This is a genomic window from Methylocapsa sp. S129 (assembly GCF_009765995.1).
In the GTDB taxonomy this organism is placed as follows: domain Bacteria; phylum Pseudomonadota; class Alphaproteobacteria; order Rhizobiales; family Beijerinckiaceae; genus Roseiarcus.
In genome coordinates, this window is the sequence record NZ_LMUI01000024.1 from 21,872 (window position 1) to 43,870 (window position 21,999).

Annotated in this window: 19 protein-coding genes and 2 pseudogenes; 11 read left to right on the forward strand and 10 right to left on the reverse strand. The window is 63.7% G+C overall.

Annotation, left to right across the window (positions count from 1 at the left end):
* Window positions 1-42: 42 nt before the first annotated feature.
* The 3 genes from gshB to rsmI form a co-directional block, all read right to left on the reverse strand.
* A complete protein-coding gene (gene gshB / locus GSQ90_RS15600; RefSeq protein ID WP_158815777.1) occupies window positions 43-996 on the reverse strand; it encodes a glutathione synthase in 954 nt (317 codons plus the stop codon).
* 115 nt (window positions 997-1,111) lie between these two features.
* The gene (locus GSQ90_RS15605; protein ID WP_158815778.1) at window positions 1,112-1,495 is read right to left on the reverse strand and encodes a YraN family protein; all 384 of its coding nucleotides are present in this window, start codon (window positions 1,493-1,495) and stop codon (window positions 1,112-1,114) included.
* Window positions 1,496-2,419, reverse strand: a complete 924-nt coding sequence (rsmI, locus tag GSQ90_RS15610; RefSeq protein WP_158815779.1) for a 16S rRNA (cytidine(1402)-2'-O)-methyltransferase — start codon at window positions 2,417-2,419, stop codon at window positions 1,496-1,498.
* A 200-nt stretch (window positions 2,420-2,619) separates the two neighbouring features.
* On the opposite strand from rsmI, the gene GSQ90_RS15615 reads away from it, so the two are divergent.
* Both GSQ90_RS15615 and GSQ90_RS32865 read left to right on the forward strand, forming a co-directional pair.
* The gene (locus tag GSQ90_RS15615; protein ID WP_174247491.1) at window positions 2,620-3,840 is read left to right on the forward strand and encodes a penicillin-binding protein activator; all 1,221 of its coding nucleotides are present in this window, start codon (window positions 2,620-2,622) and stop codon (window positions 3,838-3,840) included.
* 207 nt (window positions 3,841-4,047) lie between these two features.
* A pseudogene (locus tag GSQ90_RS32865) lies at window positions 4,048-4,182 on the forward strand (VOC family protein); the annotation flags it as partial.
* An 81-nt stretch (window positions 4,183-4,263) separates the two neighbouring features.
* Here the strand turns inward: GSQ90_RS32865 and GSQ90_RS32870 are convergent.
* Window positions 4,264-4,395: pseudogene (locus tag GSQ90_RS32870) on the reverse strand (VapC toxin family PIN domain ribonuclease); the annotation flags it as partial.
* A gap of 354 nt (window positions 4,396-4,749) precedes the next feature.
* Here GSQ90_RS32870 and GSQ90_RS15620 point away from each other — a divergent pair.
* Window positions 4,750-5,484, forward strand: a complete 735-nt coding sequence (locus GSQ90_RS15620) for a hypothetical protein (RefSeq protein ID WP_158815780.1) — start codon at window positions 4,750-4,752, stop codon at window positions 5,482-5,484.
* A 181-nt stretch (window positions 5,485-5,665) separates the two neighbouring features.
* On the opposite strand, the gene GSQ90_RS15625 is transcribed toward GSQ90_RS15620, so the two are convergent.
* Together GSQ90_RS15625 and GSQ90_RS15630 are read right to left on the reverse strand one after the other, a co-directional pair.
* Window positions 5,666-6,064, reverse strand: a complete 399-nt coding sequence (locus GSQ90_RS15625; protein ID WP_158815781.1) for a type II toxin-antitoxin system VapC family toxin — start codon at window positions 6,062-6,064, stop codon at window positions 5,666-5,668.
* On the reverse strand, window positions 6,061-6,312 hold the full coding sequence (locus GSQ90_RS15630; protein WP_158815782.1) for an AbrB/MazE/SpoVT family DNA-binding domain-containing protein: 252 nt from the start codon (window positions 6,310-6,312) through the stop codon (window positions 6,061-6,063). The genes GSQ90_RS15625 and GSQ90_RS15630 overlap by 4 nt, the downstream gene beginning before the upstream one ends.
* Before the next feature lie 212 nt (window positions 6,313-6,524).
* Here GSQ90_RS15630 and GSQ90_RS15635 point away from each other — a divergent pair, with 212 nt between their 5' ends.
* Window positions 6,525-7,145: a hypothetical protein gene (locus GSQ90_RS15635; protein WP_158815783.1), complete on the forward strand. Its 621-nt coding sequence runs from the start codon at window positions 6,525-6,527 to the stop codon at window positions 7,143-7,145.
* Window positions 7,146-7,245: 100 nt separating this feature from the next.
* On the opposite strand, the gene clpB is transcribed toward GSQ90_RS15635, so the two are convergent.
* Window positions 7,246-9,900, reverse strand: coding sequence for an ATP-dependent chaperone ClpB (gene clpB, locus GSQ90_RS15640; RefSeq protein ID WP_158815784.1), 2,655 nt, complete (start codon window positions 9,898-9,900; stop codon window positions 7,246-7,248).
* A gap of 402 nt (window positions 9,901-10,302) precedes the next feature.
* On the opposite strand from clpB, the gene GSQ90_RS15645 reads away from it, so the two are divergent.
* On the forward strand, window positions 10,303-12,000 hold the full coding sequence (locus GSQ90_RS15645) for an FAD-dependent oxidoreductase (protein WP_158815785.1): 1,698 nt from the start codon (window positions 10,303-10,305) through the stop codon (window positions 11,998-12,000).
* Between the two features lie 15 nt (window positions 12,001-12,015).
* A complete protein-coding gene (locus tag GSQ90_RS15650) occupies window positions 12,016-12,324 on the forward strand; it encodes a UBP-type zinc finger domain-containing protein (RefSeq protein WP_158815786.1) in 309 nt (102 codons plus the stop codon).
* Window positions 12,325-12,334: 10 nt separating this feature from the next.
* Here the strand turns inward: GSQ90_RS15650 and uvrB are convergent, their stop codons facing one another.
* On the reverse strand, window positions 12,335-14,854 hold the full coding sequence (gene uvrB, locus GSQ90_RS15655) for an excinuclease ABC subunit UvrB (protein ID WP_158815787.1): 2,520 nt from the start codon (window positions 14,852-14,854) through the stop codon (window positions 12,335-12,337).
* 211 nt (window positions 14,855-15,065) lie between these two features.
* Here uvrB and GSQ90_RS15660 point away from each other — a divergent pair, with 211 nt between their 5' ends.
* Both GSQ90_RS15660 and GSQ90_RS15665 read left to right on the forward strand, forming a co-directional pair.
* Window positions 15,066-15,848 (forward strand): metalloregulator ArsR/SmtB family transcription factor, encoded by a 783-nt coding sequence (locus tag GSQ90_RS15660; RefSeq protein ID WP_158815788.1) that lies wholly within the window; start codon window positions 15,066-15,068, stop codon window positions 15,846-15,848.
* Between the two features lie 301 nt (window positions 15,849-16,149).
* Window positions 16,150-17,094 (forward strand): alpha/beta hydrolase, encoded by a 945-nt coding sequence (locus tag GSQ90_RS15665; RefSeq protein WP_158815789.1) that lies wholly within the window; start codon window positions 16,150-16,152, stop codon window positions 17,092-17,094.
* Window positions 17,095-17,124: 30 nt separating this feature from the next.
* On the opposite strand, the gene GSQ90_RS15670 is transcribed toward GSQ90_RS15665, so the two are convergent.
* Window positions 17,125-17,718 carry a DUF6886 family protein gene (locus GSQ90_RS15670; RefSeq protein WP_158815790.1) on the reverse strand — a complete coding sequence of 198 codons (594 nt, stop codon included), beginning with the start codon at window positions 17,716-17,718 and terminating at the stop codon, window positions 17,125-17,127.
* A 68-nt stretch (window positions 17,719-17,786) separates the two neighbouring features.
* The gene (locus GSQ90_RS15675; protein ID WP_158815791.1) at window positions 17,787-18,191 is read right to left on the reverse strand and encodes a hypothetical protein; all 405 of its coding nucleotides are present in this window, start codon (window positions 18,189-18,191) and stop codon (window positions 17,787-17,789) included.
* A gap of 65 nt (window positions 18,192-18,256) precedes the next feature.
* On the opposite strand from GSQ90_RS15675, the gene GSQ90_RS15680 reads away from it, so the two are divergent.
* From GSQ90_RS15680 to GSQ90_RS15690, 3 genes are all read left to right on the forward strand, one after another.
* Complete coding sequence (locus tag GSQ90_RS15680) at window positions 18,257-18,874, forward strand: TetR/AcrR family transcriptional regulator (protein ID WP_158815792.1); 618 nt, start codon at window positions 18,257-18,259, stop codon at window positions 18,872-18,874.
* A gap of 152 nt (window positions 18,875-19,026) precedes the next feature.
* Entirely contained in the window at window positions 19,027-20,121 is a 1,095-nt protein-coding gene (locus tag GSQ90_RS15685) for a serine hydrolase (protein ID WP_158815793.1), read from the forward strand.
* Window positions 20,122-20,262: 141 nt separating this feature from the next.
* Window positions 20,263-21,975, forward strand: a complete 1,713-nt coding sequence (locus tag GSQ90_RS15690) for a calcineurin-like phosphoesterase family protein (protein ID WP_158815794.1) — start codon at window positions 20,263-20,265, stop codon at window positions 21,973-21,975.
* The last annotated feature ends 24 nt before the right edge of the window (window positions 21,976-21,999 follow it).

The window sequence follows — 21,999 nt, forward strand, 5'->3', positions numbered from 1 at the left end:
TAGCATGAGGGGGACGGGCAGGCGCAATATAGCGCCGGACATTCAAGGTCTGGCGGCCCCGCGTTTGGCCTCGATGGCGTCCCAGATCGCGGCGGCGAGGTCCGGGCCGCCCAGGCGCTTGATGATGCGCAGGCCGGTCGGCGACGTCACGTTGATTTCCGTCAAATGGCCGCCGATCACGTCGATGCCGACAAACAGCAGGCCGCGACGCTTCAACTCCGGCCCAATGCGCGCGCAAATCTCCTGTTCTCTCGCCGTCAGTTCGGTCGGCTTGGCCGCGCCGCCGCGCACCATATTGGAGCGGATGTCGTCGCCGACCGGCACCCGGTTGACCGCGCCGAGCGCCTGTCCATCGACGAGAATGATGCGTTTGTCGCCCTGGGCGACCTCCGGCAGGAATTTCTGGATCACCCAGGGTTCGCGGAATGTCGTGCTGAACATATCGAAAATCGAGCCGAAATTCGGTTCGCCCGGGCCAATCTTGAAGACCGCTGCGCCGCCATGGCCGTAGAGCGGCTTCATGACGACTTCGCGATGTTCGTTACGGAAATCCTCGATGGCGGCCCGGTCGCGCGAGATCAACGTCGCCGGCATCAGTTCGGGAAAGTCCATGACGAACAGCTTCTCGGGCGCGTCGCGCACCGCGCGCGGGTCGTTGACGACAAGCGTGCGGGGATGAATGCGCTCGAGCAGATGGGTCGTCGTGACATAGGCGAGATCGAAAGGCGGGTCTTGTCGCAACAGCACGACATCGACATCGGCCAGATCGACGCCGTGCATTTCGCCGAGCGTCGCATGCTCGCCCTGGATGTCGCGAACGGTCAGGGACTGCGCCTGCGTCAGCACGCGGGCGCCGTTCAGGGTCAGGCGGTCGGGCGTATAATAGAGAAGGCGATGCCCCCGCGCCTGCGCCTCCAGCAACAAGGCGAAGGTCGAATCGCCGGCGATTTTGATGCGCTCGACAGGGTCCATCTGGACCGCGACGGTGAGAGTCATGGGATTTTTGCCTGCGGATGGGAAAGCGTTGGCGGTTGCGTCAGATTTCGGACTTGTTTGACCACAGAGTTGGAGCGCCGTCGACTTTTTGCCGCCGCGGCCAACATTTCCCGACTCAATCAATGTCCAGGAGATAGGCGGCGGGCAGATGGCGCGGCAAGCGCCCCGGCGCGATGAAAACCGCATCGCCGCGCAAGGTCGCGCTCATCGCCCAAGGGTTGCGCGTCAGCCAGACGCGGGCCGCCTGCGACATGCGGCGGCGCTTGACCTCGCTGATCGCGATCGCCGCCTCATCGAGGCCCGGGCGCGCCTTCACCTCGACGAAGGCGACGACGTCGCCGCGCCGCGCGACAATGTCGATTTCGCCGCCGGCGACCGAAAACCGGCGCGCGAGAATGCGATAGCCCCTGAGCAGCAACCAGGCGGCCGCGAGCCATTCGGCGCGCAGGCCGAACAGATGGGCGCGCCGCTTCGCGTCAGGCCTTGCGGAGCGGCCCATCTAGCGTTTCGAACCAGCCAAGGTCAGCGCGCGCGCGTAGACCTGCCGGCGCGGCGCACCCGTTTGCGCGGAGACGGCGGCGGCGGCGTCCTTGACCGACAGGCTTTCGAGCGCGCCCTGCAACAGCCGGTCGAGCTCCTCTTCCGCGACCGGCGCGGCGGTGTCCGGCGGCCCGACGAGGACGACGATTTCGCCCTTCGGGGGGCCTTCCGCATCAAATTGCGCGGCAAGCGCGGCAAGGGTTCCGCGCCGCGTAGTCTCGTAAAGCTTGGTGAGTTCGCGCGCGACGGCGGCGGGGCGGTCGCCCAGTTCGGCGGCCAGATCGGTCAGCATTTCGGCAAGGCGCCGGGGCGATTCGAAGAACACCAATGTCGCGGGCACGAAGGCCAATTCGTTGATGCGCGCGCGCCGGGCCGCGCTTTTGGGCGGCAAAAAGCCTTCAAAAAAGAAGCGATCGGTCGGCAACCCCGCCACCACCAGCGCCGCCAGCACGGCGGAGGGCCCGGGAACGCTGGTGACGGCGACGCCCGCCGCCAGCGCCTCGGCGACCAGCTTGTAGCCAGGATCGGAGACGAGCGGCGTGCCGGCGTCGGAGATCAACGCCAGCGCGGCGCCTTCGGCGAGCCGCGCCAGCAGATGTGGGCGCATCACCGCCGCATTATGCTCGTGATAGGCGACGAGCGGGGTCGTGACGCCATAATGGGCGAGGAGATTATGTGAAACCCGTGTGTCCTCGGCGATCACCGCATCGGCGGCCGCGAGAGTCGCGATCGCGCGCAAAGTGATGTCGCGCAGATTGCCGATCGGCGTCGCCACGACATGCAGGCCCGGCGCGATCGGCTCGGCTTCCGCGCGCATGCCCAGCGCTGTGAAGGCGCTTGGCTGGGAAATTTGAGTTTTATCCACATCGTCGCGCCGCGTCATCGCCGCCTCCAGAGCCAAAGGGAAACGCCATCGCAGCCGTCGCTCCTTGAGGAACCATTTACCATCAGGGGCTTAAAATGCCATAATTGGCCGCGAAGACCGTAACGGCGAGGATATCGCCGGGCTCGCGCGGGCCTCGATCGACGGCGCGCCAGCCTGTTGGGGAAACTTCCTTAGGCGTGGCTGATTTGGGGGTCCGAATGTCGGCTTTTGCCTCATTGTCTAACTTCGGGCGCCTTGTCGCCAGGCCAGCCACGCTCGTTTTTGCCGGTTGCGCGGCCCTGGCCCTGGCGGGCTGCGGCCCGACCGGCGAGCCCAGTTTCGACAATTCGATGGCCGCGCCGACGACGCCGGTGCAGTCCCAGCCCCTCAACGGCGCAGCCGCGGTCGGAGAGACCTTGGGCACGGGCCCGGTGCGCATCGGCCTGATCCTGCCGCTCACCCAGGGGAGCAATCCCAGCGCGGTCGGCGCCTCGCTGCGCAACGCCGCCCAATTGGCGGTGGAGGAATCGGGAGCGAGCGACGTGACCCTGATGATCCTCGACGACCATTCGACGCCCGAAGGCGCCGCCCAGGCCGCCCAGGCGGCGATCGGGGCGGGCGCGGAACTGCTCATCGGCCCGCTGTTCTCGCCCAGCGTGCGCGAGGTCGGCAGAATCGCCAAAGCCGCCAACCGCCCGGTCATCGCTTTTTCGACCGACACCAGCGTCGCCGCGCGCGGCGTCTATCTCCTGTCGTTCCTGATCGAGGGCTATGTCGACCGGATCATGGATTATGCGAAATCGAAGGGAAAGCAGTCCGTCGCCGCCATGGCGCCGCAAAGCGATTACGGCAACATCGCCGTCGCGGAATTCCAGCAGGCCGCCTCGCGCCTCAACCTTCGCGTGGTGACGATCGCCCGTTATGCGCCCGGTCAGGCCGCCGTCGCCGCCAAGGAGATCGCCGCGGTCGGCAATCAGATCGACGCTCTGTTCATTCCCGACCAGGCGGACGGCATGGACGGCATCAATGCGGCGCTCGCCTCCAATGGCATAAAGACGCAAATCCTTGGAACGGGAATCTGGAACGACCCGCGCGTCCTGAAACTGCCCGCGCTGCAGGGCGCATGGTTCGCGGCGCCCGAGAACGCCGGCTTCAACGCTTTCGCCGCGCGCTATCGCGCCAAGTTCAACACTGACCCGACGCGACTGGCGACGCTCGCCTATGACGCGGTCTCTCTCGTCGCGGCGCTGGCGCGCACGCAGGGGCAGCAACGCTTCACCGAGAAGGTTCTCACCAATGCGTCGGGCTTCAACGGCGCGGACGGCGTCTTCCGCTTCCACCTCGATGGGCCGGACGAGCGCGGCCTCGCCGTCATGCAGATCGTCAACGGCGCCGCCTCGGTGCTGAGCCCCGCCCCGCGCAGTTTTGCGGGCGGGTGAGGAGGACGGCGCAGATCAATCGGCCTGCAGGCCGTCGCTGCGATGGGTCGGAGGACGATCATGGCGGACCAGGCGTCCAGAACCAGAAGATGAGCCTGGACGGCCAGCACATCATGATGGGACAAGGCAGCAAAGAAAAGCGGATGCTCAGCGCCAGCGAAACGCAGGCCGCGACGCAGGGCGTCTTCGCATCTCGCCGATGCCGACGCCCATTATCAACGGGCGCACGCGGCGGGCGCCGAGATCGAAAAACCGCCCGAGGACTTGCCCTACGGGCGCAGCTATACCGCGCGCAATCCCGAAGGCCACCCATGGTTTTTCACGACGCCGCCGGCTGGATAACGAATGCGACTCCAAGAGGAAGCGGGACATTATGACAGCATTAGCGACCTATATGGCGCCCGCCATCGCGGCGCGTCGCAATTAGGAAAGCAGACGCGCGGACTCGCCGCGCGCCTCCAGTCGCTGCACCGCCCTTTTGTTGAAAGAGACAAAGGTTTCCGCGCCAAGCCAGGCGATTTCGACGGCGATGACCCCATCGGCGATTAGCGCTCCGTCGGCGTATGCGCCTGCGATCGGCGAAGCTTCCATTTCCGCCGGCGCACCTCGTAGAATTGACGATCGCTCCTAAAGCTATTGAAGTAAAACAAAAACCGGGAGGAGCTCTGTGTTGTTGAAAACAATATGACGCCGAAAGTGATTTTTCATATCGGCCAAACCAAGACCGGAACCACATCGTTCCTAAATTTCTGCTGGCGGCATCGGGACTTGCTCAGGCGCCGCGGAATTCTTTATCCCGGAAATCAGCTTGGGCGGCATAGAAACCATTCGCCGCTGGTCGCCAGTTATATCGCACACCGGCCGGAAGGTCCTTCGCTCGCGCTGCGATGGTCTCATCGAACGGAGGCGGTGCGCGACCTTGCGGGCGAGATCGATGCGACCCAGGCCGGGACCGTTCTCATCAGCTCCGAACATTTCTCCAAGCACTTCGATCGCCCCGAGGCGCTGCGGCTCGCGACCGATTTCAGCCGTTACGAGCCGCGGATCGTCATAACCTTGCGCAGCCTGCACGGCCGCTTCCTGTCGGCCTACAACACCCATGTGACGGCCGGCGGCTGGCTCACGATCGAGGAATATGCGCGCAGCGTGCTGATCCCCGTCACCCGCTATATGAGCATGCGCGAAACCCTGCTGATCTGGCAGGAGGCTTTCGGCGCTGAGCGCATCCACGTCATCGATTATGACGCGCAGATCGATGTGACGCCGGCGATCCTCCGCCATTGCGGGTTCGATGAAAGCCTGGCTGGAACGGGCCGCCATCGCAACCGCGTTTCGCTCCTCCCCGGCAATATTGAAGCGCTGCGCCGCGCCAATGTCGCGATCAAGCGCACCGTCGCGCGAGGCGACAGCTTGGCTGGCTGGGCGGCGCTTTCGCTGCTGTCAATCTTGTGCCGGCAGCCGCTCGCCATGCTTTCATCGATGTCGCGACGCAGGACCTGGGCGCTCAGCGCCCCTGCGATAAAGGCGCTCGACGAAATCGCCGCCAGCGATCGCCAGTTCGTGGCGGAGACTTATGGGCTTGCCCTTGTGGGAGACGCGCAGGCGAGAGAGCGCATCCTCGTCTCGGAGACTCCGCCCGCGTAATCCGCGATGATCGAGCAACGCCGTTTCCCGCGGCGCCCCAATCAACGTGAAACACGCGCCCGTCATCGCGAGCGACAGCGAAGCGATCCAGACGAAGGCTGCCAGAGCTTAGCCTGGATCGCTTCGTCGCTACGCTCCCTCGCGATGACGGGGGAGCGTTCGGTCAGGAACAGGCTCCAGGCTAAGAAAGCAGACGAGCGGACTCGCCCCTCGCCTTCAGCAGCTTCACCGCCTGCTTATCAAAAGAGACAAAGGCTTCCGCTCCGAGCCAAGCGCCTTCAAAAGCGATGACTCCATCGGCGAAATCGCCGCCTGCTTCCAGCAGCGCCAACCCAGCCTGCACTGCAGGGCGATTCACCGCGACGTTGGCGCCATCGATCAGTCGTCGGATCGTCTCCGCAATTTCGCCCGCCGGCGTCTTGTAGCCCCGCGACAACACCCAGGAGAGCTCACACAATGTCGACAGCGCCAACGCGACCATTTCCGCACGCGCCAACTCTCTCTGAGCAATGCGGCTTTGCCGCTCGTCGTCGCCGGTTATCGCGCGAACCAGAACATTCGTATCGGCTGTGATCTTCACCGTTTGCCGGCCCAGCCGTCGGCGGCCAATTCATTGATCTCTGCGATCGACAGAGGTCGGCCCTTCTCTTTCTTCAAGAAATTGAAGACATCAGAAATCTTGCCCTTCGAGCGCAGGGCCTTCACTTCGACCCGACCATCGGGAAGCTTTTCCACATTGATTTTCTCGCCGGGCTGCACGCCAAGATGTTTGAGGACATCCTGGCGCAAAGTGACTTGTCCCTTAGCGGTGACTTTGAGGGTAGACATGGGGAAGCCTCGTGTTCTTGATCAACATTGTAAGGTAGAAACACCTTACAATCAACGTCGAGGGTTTCCGCGAAATCAGAATTTCACCCGCCCGCAGCATTGCATGCGGCCCCTGCGCCACCCCTCCGATCACATGCCTCAGCAGGATGACTCCCCCGTCGCGCATGGGTAGAAATACGCTTGGGGCCGTCACACAATTGGCGCGGGGCGGAATGAGCTATCTCATTCGCGATTATCTCGATGAATTGCAGAATTCCTTCGCGGCGGCGCCGCCGATCGATTCGAGCGTGCTGAAAACCCTCTACGATCGCCAAGACTATGCGGCCATGCTGGGCTGGATCAAGAATTCAATGCGGCTCGATCTTCGCGTCGGCCTGCGCATTGTCGACGCACCCGATTCGTCCCCGCCGATGTGGATCGAAATTCCGCAGCCGATGCCGCGCCGTGGAACCGCGGAGTTCCGCGAGACGCGCGTGATCGTCAATGCGCGCCGCGACGTGTTGGAAGCCAAATCGTTCGTGTGCGTCGTCGCCGGATTTTCGCACGAACTCTCGCATGCCGTTCTTTCCGCGATGGACCACAGGCTGCAGCACGAGGAGAAAGCCGTCGACCTCACGGCGATGCTGCTCGGCTACCAATCTTTCATTGGCGACGCAGAAGTCACCAAAATGGATGGCCTCATCTGGTCGCTCTTGCTGATGGCCGTATTGCTGCCGACCGGTTTTCTCTTTTGGCGCAGCACGACGAAAACCTGGCGTCTCGGCTATTTGACCCGCGCGGAAGCCGCTGCCGCGCGGGACCATCTTGCACCAGCCGAACGCCTGCGCGCATAGGGAGTGCGGACGATACGGCAAGAACCCACTTGGGAAAGTTCACCGCCGGTCGCCGGCTACCCCCTCTTCCCCCGCAAGGGAGGAAGATGAGCCTGCCCCCTCACGCCCCCTTGGGGAAGCTCACTACCGTCGTCGCCTTGCCGCCCCTCGACGCCTCAGCTTCGGCGCTGCCGCCGATCGCCTTGCCGTTGATCATCAGCGCGCCATGCGACGCGCCGATCTTGACCACGGACCCGTCGGCCAGTTCCCCCGCCAGCAGCAATTGCGCGAGCGGGTCCTGCACCGATTTCTGGATGACGCGTTTCAGCGGCCTGGCGCCGTAGCTCGGGTCATAGCCCTTGTCGGCGAGCCATTGCCGGCCCTTCGCGTCGAGCTCCAGAACGATCTTGCGATCCTCCAGCAGTTTGGCCAGCCGCTGGAACTGGATGTCGACGATGGCCGCCATATCCTCGCGCGCCAGGCGGTGGAACAGGATGATCTCGTCGACGCGGTTGAGGAATTCGGGGCGGAAATGACCGCGCACGACATGCATCACCTCGCCCTCGACCGCCTTGGAATCCTCGCCCTCTTTTTGGGCGACGAGATATTCCGAACCGAGATTGGAGGTCATCACGATCAGCACGTTGCGGAAGTCGACCGTGCGGCCCTGGCCATCAGTCAGGCGGCCGTCGTCGAGCACCTGCAGCAGCACGTTAAAGACGTCGGGATGCGCCTTTTCGATCTCGTCGAACAAAACGACCTGATAGGGGCGCCGGCGCACCGCCTCGGTGAGCGCGCCGCCCTCGTCATAGCCGACATAGCCGGGCGGCGCCCCGATCAGACGCGAGACCGAGTGCTTCTCCATATATTCGGACATGTCGATGCGCACCATCGCCGTGTCGTCGTCGAACAGGAACGACGCCAGCGCCTTGGTCAGCTCGGTCTTGCCGACGCCCGTCGGCCCCAGGAACATGAACGAGCCGATCGGGCGATGCGGGTCTTGCAGGCCCGCGCGCGCGCGGCGCACGGCGGTGGCGACCGCCGTCACCGCCTCGCTCTGGCCGACGACGCGCTTGGCCAGCTCCGCCTCCATCTTAAGAAGCTTCTCGCGCTCGCCCGACAGCATCTTGTCGACCGGCACGCCGGTCCACCGCGACACAACCTGCGCGATCATGTCGGGCGTCACCGCTTCGTCGACAAGGTTGTCGGCGCTCGCCTCTTCGCTCTGGGCGAGTTTCTTTTCGAGTTCGGGGATGACGCCATAGGTCAGTTCGCCCGCGCGCTGATAATTGCCTTTGCGATGCACCTCGGCGAGTTCGTTGCGCGCCGCTTCGAGCTGCTCCTTGACCTTCTGCGCCGCGCCAAGCTTGTCCTTCTCCGCGCGCCAGCGCGCCGTCAGCGCGGCCGACTTCTCCTCGAGATCGGCCAGTTCTGTCGACAGCTTCTTCAGGCGATCCTTGGAAGCCGCGTCCGTCTCTTTCTTCAGCGCCTCCTGCTCGATCTTGAGCTGGATGATGCGCCGGTCGAATTCATCAAGCTCCTCGGGCTTGGAATCGACCTGCATGCGCAGGCGCGACGAGGCCTCGTCGACGAGATCGATCGCCTTGTCCGGCAGGAAACGGTCGGCGATATAGCGGTTCGACAAAGTCGCCGCCGCGACGATCGCCGCGTCGGTGATATGCACGCCATGGTGCAGCTCGTATTTGTCCTTGAGGCCGCGCAGGATCGAAATCGTATCCTCGACCGTCGGCTCGGAGACGAACACAGGCTGGAAGCGGCGCGCGAGCGCGGCGTCCTTTTCGACATGTTTGCGATATTCGTCGAGCGTGGTCGCGCCGATGCAATGCAATTCGCCGCGCGCCAGAGCGGGTTTGAGCAGGTTCGAGGCGTCCATCGCCCCGTCCGCTTTGCCCGCGCCGACCAACGTATGCATTTCGTCGATGAACAGAATGATGCCGCCCTCGGCCGCGGTCACCTCGTTGAGCACGGCTTTCAACCGCTCCTCGAATTCGCCGCGATATTTCGCGCCGGCGATGAGCGAGCCCATATCGAGCGCGAGCAGCTTCTTGTCTTTCAGGGATTCCGGCACGTCGCCATTGACGATGCGCAGAGCGAGGCCTTCGACGATCGCGGTTTTGCCGACGCCGGGCTCGCCGATCAGCACCGGATTGTTCTTGGTGCGGCGCGACAAAACCTGGATGGTGCGGCGGATTTCCTCGTCGCGGCCGATCACCGGATCGAGCTTGCCGGCGCGGGCGGCGTCCGTCAGGTTGCGCGCATATTTCTTGAGCGCGTCATAGGCGTTCTCGGCGCTCGCCGAATCGGCCGAGCGGCCCTTGCGCAGATCTTCGATCGCGGCGTTCAAGGTCTGGGCGGAAACGCCGGCGGCGGCGAGAATCTTGGCGGCTTCCGCGCCTTTCTCCATCGCGATGGCGAGCAGCAGGCGTTCGACGGTGACGAAGGAATCGCCCGCCTTCTGCGCGATCTTCTCGGCATTGTCGAACAGGCGCGCCGTGGTCGGCGCGAGATAAAGCTGGCCGGCGCCCGAGCCCTGCACCTTGGGGAGTTTGGCCAAGGCAAGCTCGACCGCGGCGAGCGCGTCGCGCGAGCGGCCGCCCGCCTTGTCGATCAGCCCGGCCGACAGGCCCTGGTCGTCGTCGAGCAACACCTTGAGCAGGTGCTCGGGGGTGAATTGCTGATGGCCTTCGCGAAGCGCCAAAGATTGCGCGCTCTGGATGAATCCCCTTGCGCGCTCCGTGTATTTTTCCAAATTCATTTCGTTCTCTCCTCGGCTCCGGCCGCGCCCCGAAGCGACGCCGACCGGCCCAAACGATGATGGATTTGCCGCATGAAGCGGCATGACTGTTATTTAGGCGCATTATCGGCGCGTGGAAGGGGGAAATGTGGGGAATTTGTATAACTGCCGGCGGGGGCGAACACCCCTTCTCCCGCCTTCGGCGGGACAAGGTGGCCCGACGAAGTCGGGTCGGATGAGGGCCTATCGGCGTGATGATGCGAAAATGGACGCGGCAGTTTGGGTCGCACCCGGCTTCACCGCCCTCATCCGGCGCTGCGCGCCGCCTTCTCCCGCCGAAGGCGGAAGGGAAGAGCGCCCCGCTCCTTGGCGCATCCGGTCCGATAGGATACGCCTGCAACACGCCTAACTCTGCGAGGGGCAATGGCTACGACTTTGACGATGGCGGTTCCTTTCCCGGCGCATGGCCCGCGCTATGACGAGACTTTCCCAGTCCTCACCGGCAAGGAAATCGACCGCCTGCGCCGCTTTGGAACGTTGCGCTGCTATGCCGACGGCGAAAAGCTGTTCGAGACCGGCAAGCCGGGGCCCGGCATGTTCATCGTCCTGTCCGGCCATGTCGCCATCACGCAACGCGACGGCATCGGCCACGTCACGCCGGTGGTCGAGCAGGGGCCCGGCCAGTTCCTCGCCGAGATCGGTCAGCTTTCGGACCGCGCGGCTCTGGTCGACGGCGTCGCGGAAGGCGAAGTCGAGACCCTGCTGATTCCCTCCGCCGGGGTCCGTTCGCTGCTGGTGGCCGAAGCCGACCTTGGCGAACGCATCATGCGCGCGCTGATCTTGCGCCGCGTCAGCTTGATCGGCACGGGCGCGGGGGGCCCGGTGCTGATTGGTTCGCCCGCCTCGGCCGATGTCGTCCGGCTGCAGGGGTTTCTCAGCCGCAACGGCTATCCCCATCATCTGCTCGACCCGGCGAGCGAGCAGGAGGCGAGCGACCTGATCGCGCGCTACGCTTCCGAGGCGGGCGGCCTGCCGCTTGTCGTCTGTCCCGACGGCGCGATCCTGCATAATCCGACCGAGGCCGTTCTTGCGCGGCGGCTGGGAATGACCGACGCGCCGCGCCAGGATTTCACCTATGACGTAGCGGTGGTCGGCGCCGGGCCGGCGGGCCTGGCGACCGCCGTCTATGCGGCCTCGGAGGGCCTGTCGGTGGTCGTGCTCGACGCGCGCGCCTTTGGCGGCCAGGCGGGCGCCAGCGCGCGCATCGAGAATTATCTCGGCTTTCCCACCGGCATTTCCGGCCAGGCGCTCGCCGGCCGAGCCTATGTCCAGGCGGCGAAATTCGGCGCCGAAATGCTGATTCCCGCTGTCGTGAAGACGCTCGATTGTTCGCGCGCCAACGGCGCCCTTGGCCTCGAACTTGAGGACGGCGGCCGCGTCCATGCGCGCACCGTGGTGGTCGCCAGCGGCGCCCGCTATCGCCGCCCGGCGATCGCCGACCTCGCGCGCTTCGAGGGGCGCGGAATCTGGTATTGGGCTTCGCCGATCGAGGCGCGGCTCTGCGCGGGCGAAGAGGTGATCCTGGTCGGCGGCGGCAATTCGGCGGGCCAGGGCGCCGTCTTTCTATCCGCCCATGCCGCCAAGGTGCGCATGATGGTGCGCGCCGCGGGCCTCGCCGAAAGCATGTCGCGCTATCTGATCGACAGGATCGCCGCGACGCCCAATATCGAATTGATGATTCAGACCGAGATCGTCGCCCTCGAAGGCGCGCCGGACGGCGGCCTCGAACAGGTCCGTTGGCGCGATCGCGGCGCCGGCGCCGAGGCGGAGGCGCCGATCCGCAACGTCTTCCTGTTCGTCGGCGCCGATCCCGCCACCGCCTGGCTTGATGGCTGCGGCGTCGTCGTCGACAAGGCGGGCTTCATCATGACCGGCCCGCATTGCGGCGGCGCTGGAAATCGTCCGGCGATGCCGCTCGAATCCTCCGTGCCCGGCGTATTCGCCGTCGGCGACGTCCGCTCCGGATCCGTCAAACGCGTCGGCGCCGCGATCGGCGAAGGCGCGCAGGTCGTGCAGGCGCTGCACGGCTTTCTCGCCGATTCCAGAAGCCCCAGCCTCTGACCAAAGGGAGCCGCCATGGCGAACCATTGCACCCATCTCAAGACCATTCGCACGGTGACGCCCAGCGCGCTCGGCTGCGAGGAATGCCTGAAGACCGGCGACGCCTGGCTCCATCTTCGCATCTGCCGCGCGTGCGGCCATGTCGGCTGCTGCGACCAGTCGCCCGGCCAGCACGCGACCAAGCATTTTCATGCGACCCAGCATCCCATCATCGAAGGCTATGATCCGCCCGAAGGCTGGGGCTGGTGCTACGTAGACGAGCTGATGTTCGACCTGTCGGACCGCATGACTCCGCATAACGGCCCGATCCCGCGCTATTACTGAGGCGCCGCGCTCATCTCCTGCCACGCCTTTGCTTCATCGCCCCGCCGCTCGGCCGCGCTTCGCCGCCGCCCCAATTATGCGGGCCCATATCCGCGTCGGTCGGTTTATGCGCACGGCTGGCGGGCGTGTTGGCGGCCCTGCCGAATTTGCGCTCGCCCTGATAGCCGCCGGCGATCGCCTCGATCGCCGACTGGCGCGCCAGCGGATCGTCGCCGACCGTCAGCTCGACCATTTGCAGGCGCTTGATTTCGTCGCGCAGGCGCGCGGCCTCTTCGAATTCAAGATTGCCCGCCGCCTCCTTCATACGCTTTTCGAAATCGGCGATCGTCGCTTTCAGATTGTGCCCGACCAGCACGCCGTCCCTGCCGCCGCCCGCCATCCCCGCGTCGACCGTAACATGATCGGCTTCATAGACCGAACCGAGAATATCGGCGATGCCGCGCTTGATCGAGGCTGGCGTGATGCCATGCTCGGCATTATACGCCTCCTGCTTTGTGCGCCGCCGCGTCGTCTCGGCCATCGCGCGCTCCATCGAGCCGGTGATCGAATCGGCGTAGAGCACCACCTTGCCATCGACATTGCGCGCCGCGCGCCCAATCGTCTGCACCAGCGACGTCTCCGAGCGCAGAAAACCTTCCTTGTCGGCGTCGAGAATGGCGACGAGCGCGCATTCGGGAATGTCGAGGCCCTCGCGCAACAGATTGATGCCGATCAGCACGTCGAAGGCGCCCAGGCGCAAATCCCTGATGATTTCGATGCGCTCGATCGTGTCGATATCCGAATGCATGTAGCGCACGCGCACGCCATGCTCATGCAGATATTCCGTAAGATCTTCGGCCATGCGCTTGGTCAGCGTCGTCACCAAAGTGCGATAGCCACGCAACGCCACGGCCTTCACCTCGCCGAGGAGGTCATCGACCTGGTTGCGCGCCGGGCGCACTTCGACCGGCGGATCGATCAGGCCGGTCGGGCGGATCACCTGCTCGACGAAGATGCCGCCGGTGCGCTCCATTTCCCATTTGCCGGGAGTCGCCGAGACATGCACGGTCTGCGGGCGCATCGCCTCCCATTCCTCGAAGCGCAGCGGGCGATTGTCCATGCAGGACGGCAGGCGGAAGCCATATTCGGCGAGCGTCGCCTTGCGCCGATAATCGCCCTTATACATCGCGCCGATCTGCGGCACGGTGACATGGCTTTCGTCGGTGAACACCAAAGCGTTATCGGGCAGATATTCGAAGAGAGTCGGCGGCGGCTCGCCGGGCCGGCGCCCCGTGAGATAACGCGAATAATTCTCGATGCCGGCGCAGGAGCCGGTCGCCTCCAGCATTTCGAGATCGAAAGTGGCGCGCTGCTCCAGCCTTTGCGCCTCCAGCAGGCGTCCGCCGGCATGAAGCTGATCGAGGCGGGTTTTGAGCTCCTCCTTGATCGCCTTGATCGATTGCAGCAGTGTCGGACGCGGCGTCACATAATGGCTGTTGGCGTAGACTTTGACGAATTCGAGGTCCTGCGTTTTCTTGCCGGTCAGCGGATCGAATTCGGCGATCGACTCGATCTCATCGCCGAAGAAGCCGATGCGCCAGGCGCGGTCTTCATAATGGGCGGGGAAGATTTCCATCGTGTCGCCGCGCACGCGGAACACGCCGCGCGTGAAATCGCCGAGCGAGCGCTTGTATTGCAGCGCGACGAGATCGGCGACGAGCTGGCGCTGGTCGACCTTCTCGCCCAGCTTCAGCGAAAAGGTCATCGCCGTATAGGTTTCGACCGAGCCTATGCCGTAGATGCAGGAGACCGAGGCGACAATGATGACGTCGTCGCGCTCCAGCAGCGAGCGCGTCGCGGCATGGCGCATGCGGTCGATCTGCTCGTTGATCGAGGATTCCTTCTCGATATAGGTGTCGGTGCGCGGCACATAGGCTTCGGGCTGGTAATAATCGTAGTACGAAACGAAATATTCGACGGCATTGTCGGGAAAGAAGCTCTTGAACTCGCCATAGAGCTGGGCGGCGAGCGTCTTGTTGGGCGCCAGGATCAGCGCCGGACGCTGGGTCTTTTCGATGACCTGCGCCATGGTGAAGGTCTTGCCCGAACCGGTGACGCCGAGCAGCACCTGGTCGCGATCATGCGTGGAAATGCCCGCGACCAGTTCCTTGATCGCCTCGGGCTGGTCGCCCTTGGGCTCATATTCGGAAACGATCTTGAACGCGCGGCCGCCTTCCGACTTGTCGGGCCGGGCCGGGCGATGCGGCGTCCATGGCCGAGCGCCGCGCAGATTGGGATCGCCGAGCTCAAGTAGGCTCTTCAACGATTCAACGGTCGCCGCCGCGCCAGTCATGCCGCGCGGATGATCGCCGTCGGCATCGTCGTAAGGCGCCGGTTCGAAGCGCGCCTGCGGCGCCTCAGCGAAGCCCGGCGGCTTCTCCAGCAACGCGGGATTGAGCAGCGCGGCGAGATGGTCGCCGAGCGGATGAACCTCAGGCTTCGACGCTTTGGGACGCGTCGGACGCGACGCCGATTTGGGGGGCTTGGACATAGCGCCAATATGGGGGCGAAAGGGCGATGTGGGAAGGGCGGGGTGGCTTGTAGGCGCGATCGCTGATCGCGCTCTTCCGCCGCCCGCAAATTATCGGAAATAAGGCGCTTGCGCCGGACGCGATCAACGATCGCGCCTACAGGAGGCCGCTAAATTGGGGCATGCGAATGCGTCTTGACATGTGACCATATAGTCACCTATTCTCACCCCCATGGACGATGTCTTCAAAGCCCTCGCCGACCCGACCCGCCGCAGCCTGCTCGACGAACTGTTCCGGGAGGATGGGCAAACGCTGGGCGCGCTCGAAGCGCGGCTGCCGATGACGCGCTTTGGCGTCATGAAGCACCTGAAAGTGCTCGAAGAGGCTGGCGTCGTCGTCACTCGGCGGCGCGGGCGCGAAAAGCTGCATTTCCTCAACGCCGTGCCGATCCGGCTCATCCATGATCGGTGGGTGAGCAAATTCGCCGAGCCCTGGGTCGCGACGCTGAGCGGCCTGAAACACACATTGGAGAACAGGACGATGGAAAAGATATTCGAAATCTACATCAAAACGACGCCCGAGCGCCTGTGGCATGCGATCACCGATACCGAGATGCGGCGCCAATATAATTTCGGCGCGGTCGTGACCTCAGACTGGACGTCCGGCTCCCGCTACAAAGGCGCCGGCGGCGGCGCATTGATCTTCGATGGCGAAAATCTCGAGGTCGACCCGCCGCGCCGGCTCGTCCAGAGCTACCGGGCTTTGTGGAGCGCGGAAGCCAAGAGCGAGGGAACCTCGCGGGTGACCTGGGAGATCGAGCCGGTTGGCGATTCCTGCCTGCTGAAAGTCACCCACGATCAATTGCGCGAGGGCGCCAACGCCCAGCTCTATGGCGGCTGGCCGATGATCCTGTCGGGAATCAAGACGCTGCTCGAGACAGGCGAGATTCTCACCACGCCCGGATCGTTGCGCTGGCTGCAAGGCGTCAAGGAGCAGATGCCGGGAATCCCCTGATCAGAATCCCGATGAACCAACGCTCGCGACACGGTTGATCCAGCATGTCGCTGATACCGAAGCGCCGAAAATACGATTCCTTAGTCGCATGAATACACGAACCTCGGGACGTCATGGCCGGACTTGTTCCGGCCATCCCCAAGCGAATGCGTAGCATTCGTCTGCACGCGGCGCCGTTGCGGACAACTTTGGTGATTACTGCTCGCAGCACGGCGTGGATGGCCGGGACGAGCCCGGCCATGACGGTGGGGGCGCACGCCAAGTCGCGCTCGGAGAATCTTGGTAAAAAGAGGGTCGCGCTATGATTCGTAAGCTCGGCCTGCTCGCTCTCGGCGTCTTCGCCGCTGTGTTCGTCTTGTCGGGTGCGGGACTTTGGTTCGCCAGCGACCAATTGCTTTTTCCGGTATGGCGCGGCGCGACAAGGGACCTCGCCGACTGCAAGCCGGATCTGGCGAAATATTGGGGCAAGGATTGCGGCAACCTGCGCAGCACGCACGAATTCAAATTCGAAGAGGTTCGCGTCCCTTCCTTCAACGGCTATGAACTGCCGGGCTGGCTCATTCGCTCGGCGGAAAACGGCAGGGGGACGGCAAAAGGCGCGATCCTCTTGGTCCCCGCCGGCGGCAGCGACCGGCGCGAGGAAACGAAATATATTTCCTTCTTCCTTGGCCGGAATCTCGACGTTCTCACGCTCGATTTGGGATGCCAGGGCGAAGCGCCCTGTCCCGCGCCCGGGCTGACCTATGGGCAACGGGAATCGAGAGACGTTCTTTCCGCCTATCTCTATCTCACGGACAAATACGAGAAACTCTATGCGATGGGCAGCTCTGTGGGCGCCGCGTCGATTTTGATCGCTTTGCCGGAAATGCCCAGGCTCACCGCCGCGATCGCGGAGAATCCGATGGCGAGCTTTCAGCAGCTCATCAGGGAAGCGCCCCAATCGCAATCCCTGCCGGACTGGGCCGCCGATCTTCTCATCAAACTCGCCATGCTGCGCGGCCGGTTTGACGGGTTGAGCAGTGCGGAAAATTCCCTGCCGCTCGCCAGATCGACGCCGATCTATTTCATCCATAGCAAAGCGGATGAAATCGTTTCCTATCGACAAGCCCAGGCGCTCGTTGAACTCTACACAGGTCCAAAGACCGTCTGGTTTTCCGACAAGGGCGGCCACGCGGCAATCTGGGACGTTGATCACGCGGACTACGAGAACAGGCTCGCGGCCTTTCTCGACAGCGTGCAAAAATAGGAGAAATAAGCGCCTGTCGCCAAATCCGCGCTAGCTTTCGGACGGTGAAACAACGACAGGCCTGCCGGGCTTGGAATGCGTCCACCCGGGCTTGCCCCAATCCTGCGCATTCCTGAGCCGGATGCCGCTCGCATGGAGCGAGGCGCCCCAAATGTCCTTCAATGGCGTCAGCTTCTCCATCACGCGCAGCTCTATGTTTCGCGCGTCCAATTCCGCCAGCATGTCGACGATGGCCTCCATGCCATCAGGCTTCACCGCGATGCGCGAAACCCACATCCCCACCTCATCGACGTCCTCAAACGAGAAGACGGGCAATTCGTAACGATAGATGACGCCAGCTCTGAGCCGTTCGAACCAAACGCGCTCGATGTGAGCGATAGCGCGGCGAGAACCGTCGCCGAACCAGGCCTGCTTTTCCTCGGGGCTCGTTTCAGGCGTCGGCCAGATCACGATCCTCGGACATTCGCGAGGGAATAGGTACAGCAGCTCAAAGGCCTCGCTTGTCGCCCAGACGAGAGGACCGTTCAGCCACTCCTGTCCCGCGGGCCTGTCGACTGCGACGCGCACAGGCCGCGGCGTGAATATTTTGATGTTGGGGTCATCGCTGAAATGGAACAGGCGCATCGCCGTGAATGCCTTACTCTCGAGTGAGAGCTGACAAAAGCGTCCGTCCCGACAAGTCGCGGCGGCTCTCAGACATAGCGCGCCGCCGCCATGCAGATGATCGTCACCGCCAGCAGCCCGGACGCGATGCGCTGCGCCAGGAGAATGAGCGATCGCGCCGTCGCTTCGTCGATCGCGCGCACAGAGAGTTTGCGTATGGCGCTCCCGACCATCGCGCCCTGGACGCCGGCGGCGATAAAAGCGCAAATGATCCCGACGGCCAGCACCTGTTCCGGCCTTTCGAACAGGTCGCGGTGGAGCTGGCTCCAGAGGTAGGCGCCCGACAGCACCGCAAGAACCGCCGCGCCCATCTGCGGGCGCAACAGCCGCTCGGCGCCGGCACCGTTCGTGCGCGCGAGCGCGACGCTCGTCCCCGCCCAAAATGTGGCGGTCAGAAGATGGAGCGACACGGCTATCATGAGAGCGATCTGCATGGGGGATTCTCCAGCTGTGATATAATACGATATACAGTGTGTACATTCAAATAGCCAGAGCGATCATGCCGCCGCGTTCCTATGTCAGCCCGCTCCGCGATTCGGTCGCCGCCGAAAAGCGCGCGCGCGTCGTCGCCGCGGCCGGCCGACTGCTGGGCGAACAGGCCGACGCCGCGTCCTTTTCGCTGGAGGCGGTGGCCAAGGCGGCCGGCGTGACGCGGCTGACCGTCTACAACCAGTTCGGATCGCGCCGCGGATTGCTGGAGGCGGTGTTCGACGAACGCGCCCGGCTGGGCGGCTTCGCCCGCCTCGCCGAGGCCGCGGCGATGGCCGATCCACGCGTGGGCCTCGATCGCGTGATCGAATTCTTCTGCGAATTCTGGGATGCTGATCCCGCCGTCGGCCGGCTGCACGCCGCGGCCGCCGTCGATCCCGAATTCGCGCTGGCGATGGCCGAGCGCAACGAGCAGCGACGCAAGCTGCTCGCCGCTCTCGTCGCACGAATAGGCGGCGGCGACCGGCGCAACGCGCCCGGCCGGCGGGACGCGGTCGATATGATGTTCGCGCTGACCAGCCATGCGATGTTCGCGATGATGGCGCCCGGCCGCTCGCGCGACGCGGTTTGCGCGCTGTTGAAAGCCGCCTGCGCCGCCGCGCTGGAGCGCGCGGGGACCGCAAGCTGAACGGACTGGACTAAAGGTTGAGTTCTGCACGAATATACGGTGTGGGCCGCAGTAGTGGCAGATGACCTTAGCGGTGGCGGGTGGGTCATAGATGATTGCCATCCAAATCTCTCGGATCGATAATTGCTCCTTGGAACCTACGAGCTAGATCAATGCCGCACCGCCGAGCGTTTCTGCTTGGAGCCCTGGCGACGCTCAGCGGGCGATCTCGTGCTTCCGCTGAGACGCCGTCTGACGATACCATTTACGCGATCCTGAAGAATCGCGTCGACGTCGGTCAGCACAGCACGGGGATGGTTGCTGGCGTGCTTGACGCCTCCGGCCGCCGGCTTGTCACCGATGGCCGGCCGGACACACCGGATGAGCGACCTATTGACGGCGATACTGTTTTCGAGATCGGTTCGATCACAAAGGTGTTCACGGCCCTGCTGTTGGCCGACATGGTCAATCGGGGCGAGGTGGCGCTAGAGGATCCGGTAGCGAGATATCTGCCCGCCGAGGTGAAGATGCCAGAGCGCGGCGGCAAGGCGATCACGCTGCTGGACCTCGCCACCTACTCATCAGGTTTGCCCAACATGCCGGGCAACCTCCACCCGAAAGACCCGGCCAATCTCTTTGCCGACTACACCCTTGGGCAACTCTACAGTTTCCTATCGAACTACACGCTGCTTTTCGATCCAGGCTCCCACTACGCATACGCTAATTTGGGCTTCGGCCTACTTGGCCATGCGCTCGCGCGCCGCGCCGATCAAAGCTACGAAGACCTTGTGATTGCGCGTATATGCGAACCGCTGGGGCTTGAAAGCACGCGCATCACCCTCACGCCGTCCATGCGAGCACGGAAGGCGCAGGGCCACGACGATCGCCGCCATCCCACGCCGGATTGGGCTATGCCGACGCTTGCTGGAGCCGGGGCGTTGAATTCCACCGTGAACGACCTCTTCGTATTCCTTGAGAACTGCCTCGGGCGAAGCAACAGTCCTTTGACGCCCGCGCTGACGATGATGCTGGCTACGCGGCGGCTGGGAGAGCCAGGGATGATGGCGGCGCTGGGTTGGTTCATCTCCACCCAACATAGCGACGAGATTGTCGCCCATGAAGGCACGACCCAGGGTTTCAGCTCCTTCGCGGCGTTCTCCACGATCAGCCGCCGGGGCTGCGTTGTGCTCTCGAACGGTCGGGACATAAACAACTTTGGCCAAATCGGTTTTCATCTACTGAATGCCGACTATCCTCTATTTCAATGATCTTGAATTACGAATTACAGCGACAGGCGCGCTGCTCGATCCTGCAGCGGCCGACATGGCGGTCTGAGCGGCCTGTTTCATCCAAGCTTCACATGCGCTTGATGAAATGCCGACGAACCATTGATTCCAAAAGGAGACGTCATGACGACGGAGCAACAAGCCAACGGCGTCACGCGCCGCGATGTTCTTCTTGGCGCGGCAGGCGCCGCGGCGGCGGCTCTGGCGCCGGCCGGAGCGGCGCAGGCGCAGGGCGCCGCGGTTTCGGAGATCATTCACATTGCCGGAACTGTTTTCGAGGACCGAAACGGATCCGGCAAGCCCGGCGACGGAAATCCGGCAATCGCGGGCGTTCTCGTCTCCAATGGCGAGGATGTCTCCGTCACCGATTCTGAGGGGCGCTATAGTCTGTCGTTGCGCGACGACGCGGCCATTTGCGTCATCAAGCCTTCCGGCTACATGCCGCCCGTCGATCCCGCGACCCAATTGCCGCGCTTCTACCGGTTGCATCAGCCTAAAGGCTCGCCTGCCGAACTCAATCTGACCTTTGCTGGAATCGCGCCAACCGATCCCCTGCCCGCTTCGCTCGATTTTGCACTGAAGCGCCAGGACGAGCCGAAAAAATTCGAGGTCGTGCTGTTCACCGACCCGCAGCCCGAATCCGAGGTGGAAGTCGATTTCATCCGCGAGGATGTGATCGAGGCGCTTAACGGAACGCCCGCGAAATTCGGCATTACGGCGGGCGATGTGATGTTCGACGATCTGTCGCTCTACGGCCGCTACAATTTCATCATCGGGACGATCGGCATTCCCTGGTGGAACATCGGCGGCAATCACGACCTGAATTTCGAGGCGCCAGACCGCCACTACAGCCGCGAAACATTCAAGCGCGTATTCGGGCCCAATTATTACGCGTTCTCCTACGCCGATGCCTTGTTTCTGATGCTCGACGACGTCGACTATCTCGGCGCGGACCCGACGAAGCCGCATGACGCCGGTAAATACGAGGGACGCCTCGATGCGCCGCAACTCGCCTTCATCAAGAACGTCCTCGCGCAAACGCCGGCCGACAAACTCATCGTCATGGTGCTGCATATTCCCTTGCGCAATTATCTCGATTCGGAACCCGGCACGAACCTGCAGAATCTGAAGGAATTGTTCGCGCTGTTCGAAGGCCGGCGGTTCACGGTGAGTTTCTCCGGCCACACCCATACGACCGAGCATCATTATTTCGACGCGGCCGACGGCTGGACCGGCGCCGAACCGCACCATCATCATGTGATGACGGCAGTGTCGGGCTCCTGGTGGAGCGGACCTTTCGATCATCGCGGCGTCGCCTGCGCCGACAGCCGCGACGGCAGTCCGAACGGGTTCCATATCCTGTCGATCGACGGCAATAGCTACAAGACGCGTTTCGTGCCCGCCAAGGAGCCGAACGGGCGCCAGATGCGCCTGTCGATCGACAGCCGGTTCCACAGCGCCCAGAAAGAAGTGCAACGCGAATTCCGACAGGGACAATTGCTGGGCTCGCCGATCGCGTACGCGGCGGTCGCGGCGACATCGCTCATCGCCAATGTGTTCGACGGCGGCCCAAAGACAAAAGTTGCGATGCGGATCGGCGATCGCGCGCCCATCGCGATGGCGCGCCAGACTATGCCCGACCCGTTTGTCGAAGAAGTGTTCGCGCGCAACGAGGCGACGAAGAAGTCCTGGATCAAGGCCGAGCCGTCCTCGCATATGTGGACCGCACGCCTGCCCGCCGATCTTACGCCCGGCACGCACCGGATCATCGTCGAAGCGATCACCGAATATGGCGACGCGGTGAATGGGCGCATCGCGCTCGAAATCGTGGGATAGGCCGCCGGCTCCAGGGATGCGCCG

Coding starts and splice junctions, on each gene's coding strand:
- GSQ90_RS15685 (WP_158815793.1), top strand. CDS start 19,027: ATGCCGCACCGCCGAGCGTTTCTGCTTGGAGCCCTGGCGACGCTCAGC.
- GSQ90_RS15670 (WP_158815790.1), bottom strand. CDS start 17,718: ATGCGCCTGTTCCATTTCAGCGATGACCCCAACATCAAAATATTCACG.
- GSQ90_RS15615 (WP_174247491.1), top strand. CDS start 2,620: ATGTCGGCTTTTGCCTCATTGTCTAACTTCGGGCGCCTTGTCGCCAGG.
- clpB (WP_158815784.1), bottom strand. CDS start 9,900: ATGAATTTGGAAAAATACACGGAGCGCGCAAGGGGATTCATCCAGAGC.
- gshB (WP_158815777.1), bottom strand. CDS start 996: ATGACTCTCACCGTCGCGGTCCAGATGGACCCTGTCGAGCGCATCAAA.
- GSQ90_RS15635 (WP_158815783.1), top strand. CDS start 6,525: ATGAGCTATCTCATTCGCGATTATCTCGATGAATTGCAGAATTCCTTC.
- GSQ90_RS15665 (WP_158815789.1), top strand. CDS start 16,150: ATGATTCGTAAGCTCGGCCTGCTCGCTCTCGGCGTCTTCGCCGCTGTG.
- uvrB (WP_158815787.1), bottom strand. CDS start 14,854: ATGTCCAAGCCCCCCAAATCGGCGTCGCGTCCGACGCGTCCCAAAGCG.
- GSQ90_RS15680 (WP_158815792.1), top strand. CDS start 18,257: ATGCCGCCGCGTTCCTATGTCAGCCCGCTCCGCGATTCGGTCGCCGCC.
- rsmI (WP_158815779.1), bottom strand. CDS start 2,419: ATGACGCGGCGCGACGATGTGGATAAAACTCAAATTTCCCAGCCAAGC.
- GSQ90_RS15630 (WP_158815782.1), bottom strand. CDS start 6,312: ATGTCTACCCTCAAAGTCACCGCTAAGGGACAAGTCACTTTGCGCCAG.
- GSQ90_RS15650 (WP_158815786.1), top strand. CDS start 12,016: ATGGCGAACCATTGCACCCATCTCAAGACCATTCGCACGGTGACGCCC.
- GSQ90_RS15690 (WP_158815794.1), top strand. CDS start 20,263: ATGACGACGGAGCAACAAGCCAACGGCGTCACGCGCCGCGATGTTCTT.
- GSQ90_RS15605 (WP_158815778.1), bottom strand. CDS start 1,495: ATGGGCCGCTCCGCAAGGCCTGACGCGAAGCGGCGCGCCCATCTGTTC.
- GSQ90_RS15660 (WP_158815788.1), top strand. CDS start 15,066: ATGGACGATGTCTTCAAAGCCCTCGCCGACCCGACCCGCCGCAGCCTG.
- GSQ90_RS15675 (WP_158815791.1), bottom strand. CDS start 18,191: ATGCAGATCGCTCTCATGATAGCCGTGTCGCTCCATCTTCTGACCGCC.
- GSQ90_RS15645 (WP_158815785.1), top strand. CDS start 10,303: ATGGCTACGACTTTGACGATGGCGGTTCCTTTCCCGGCGCATGGCCCG.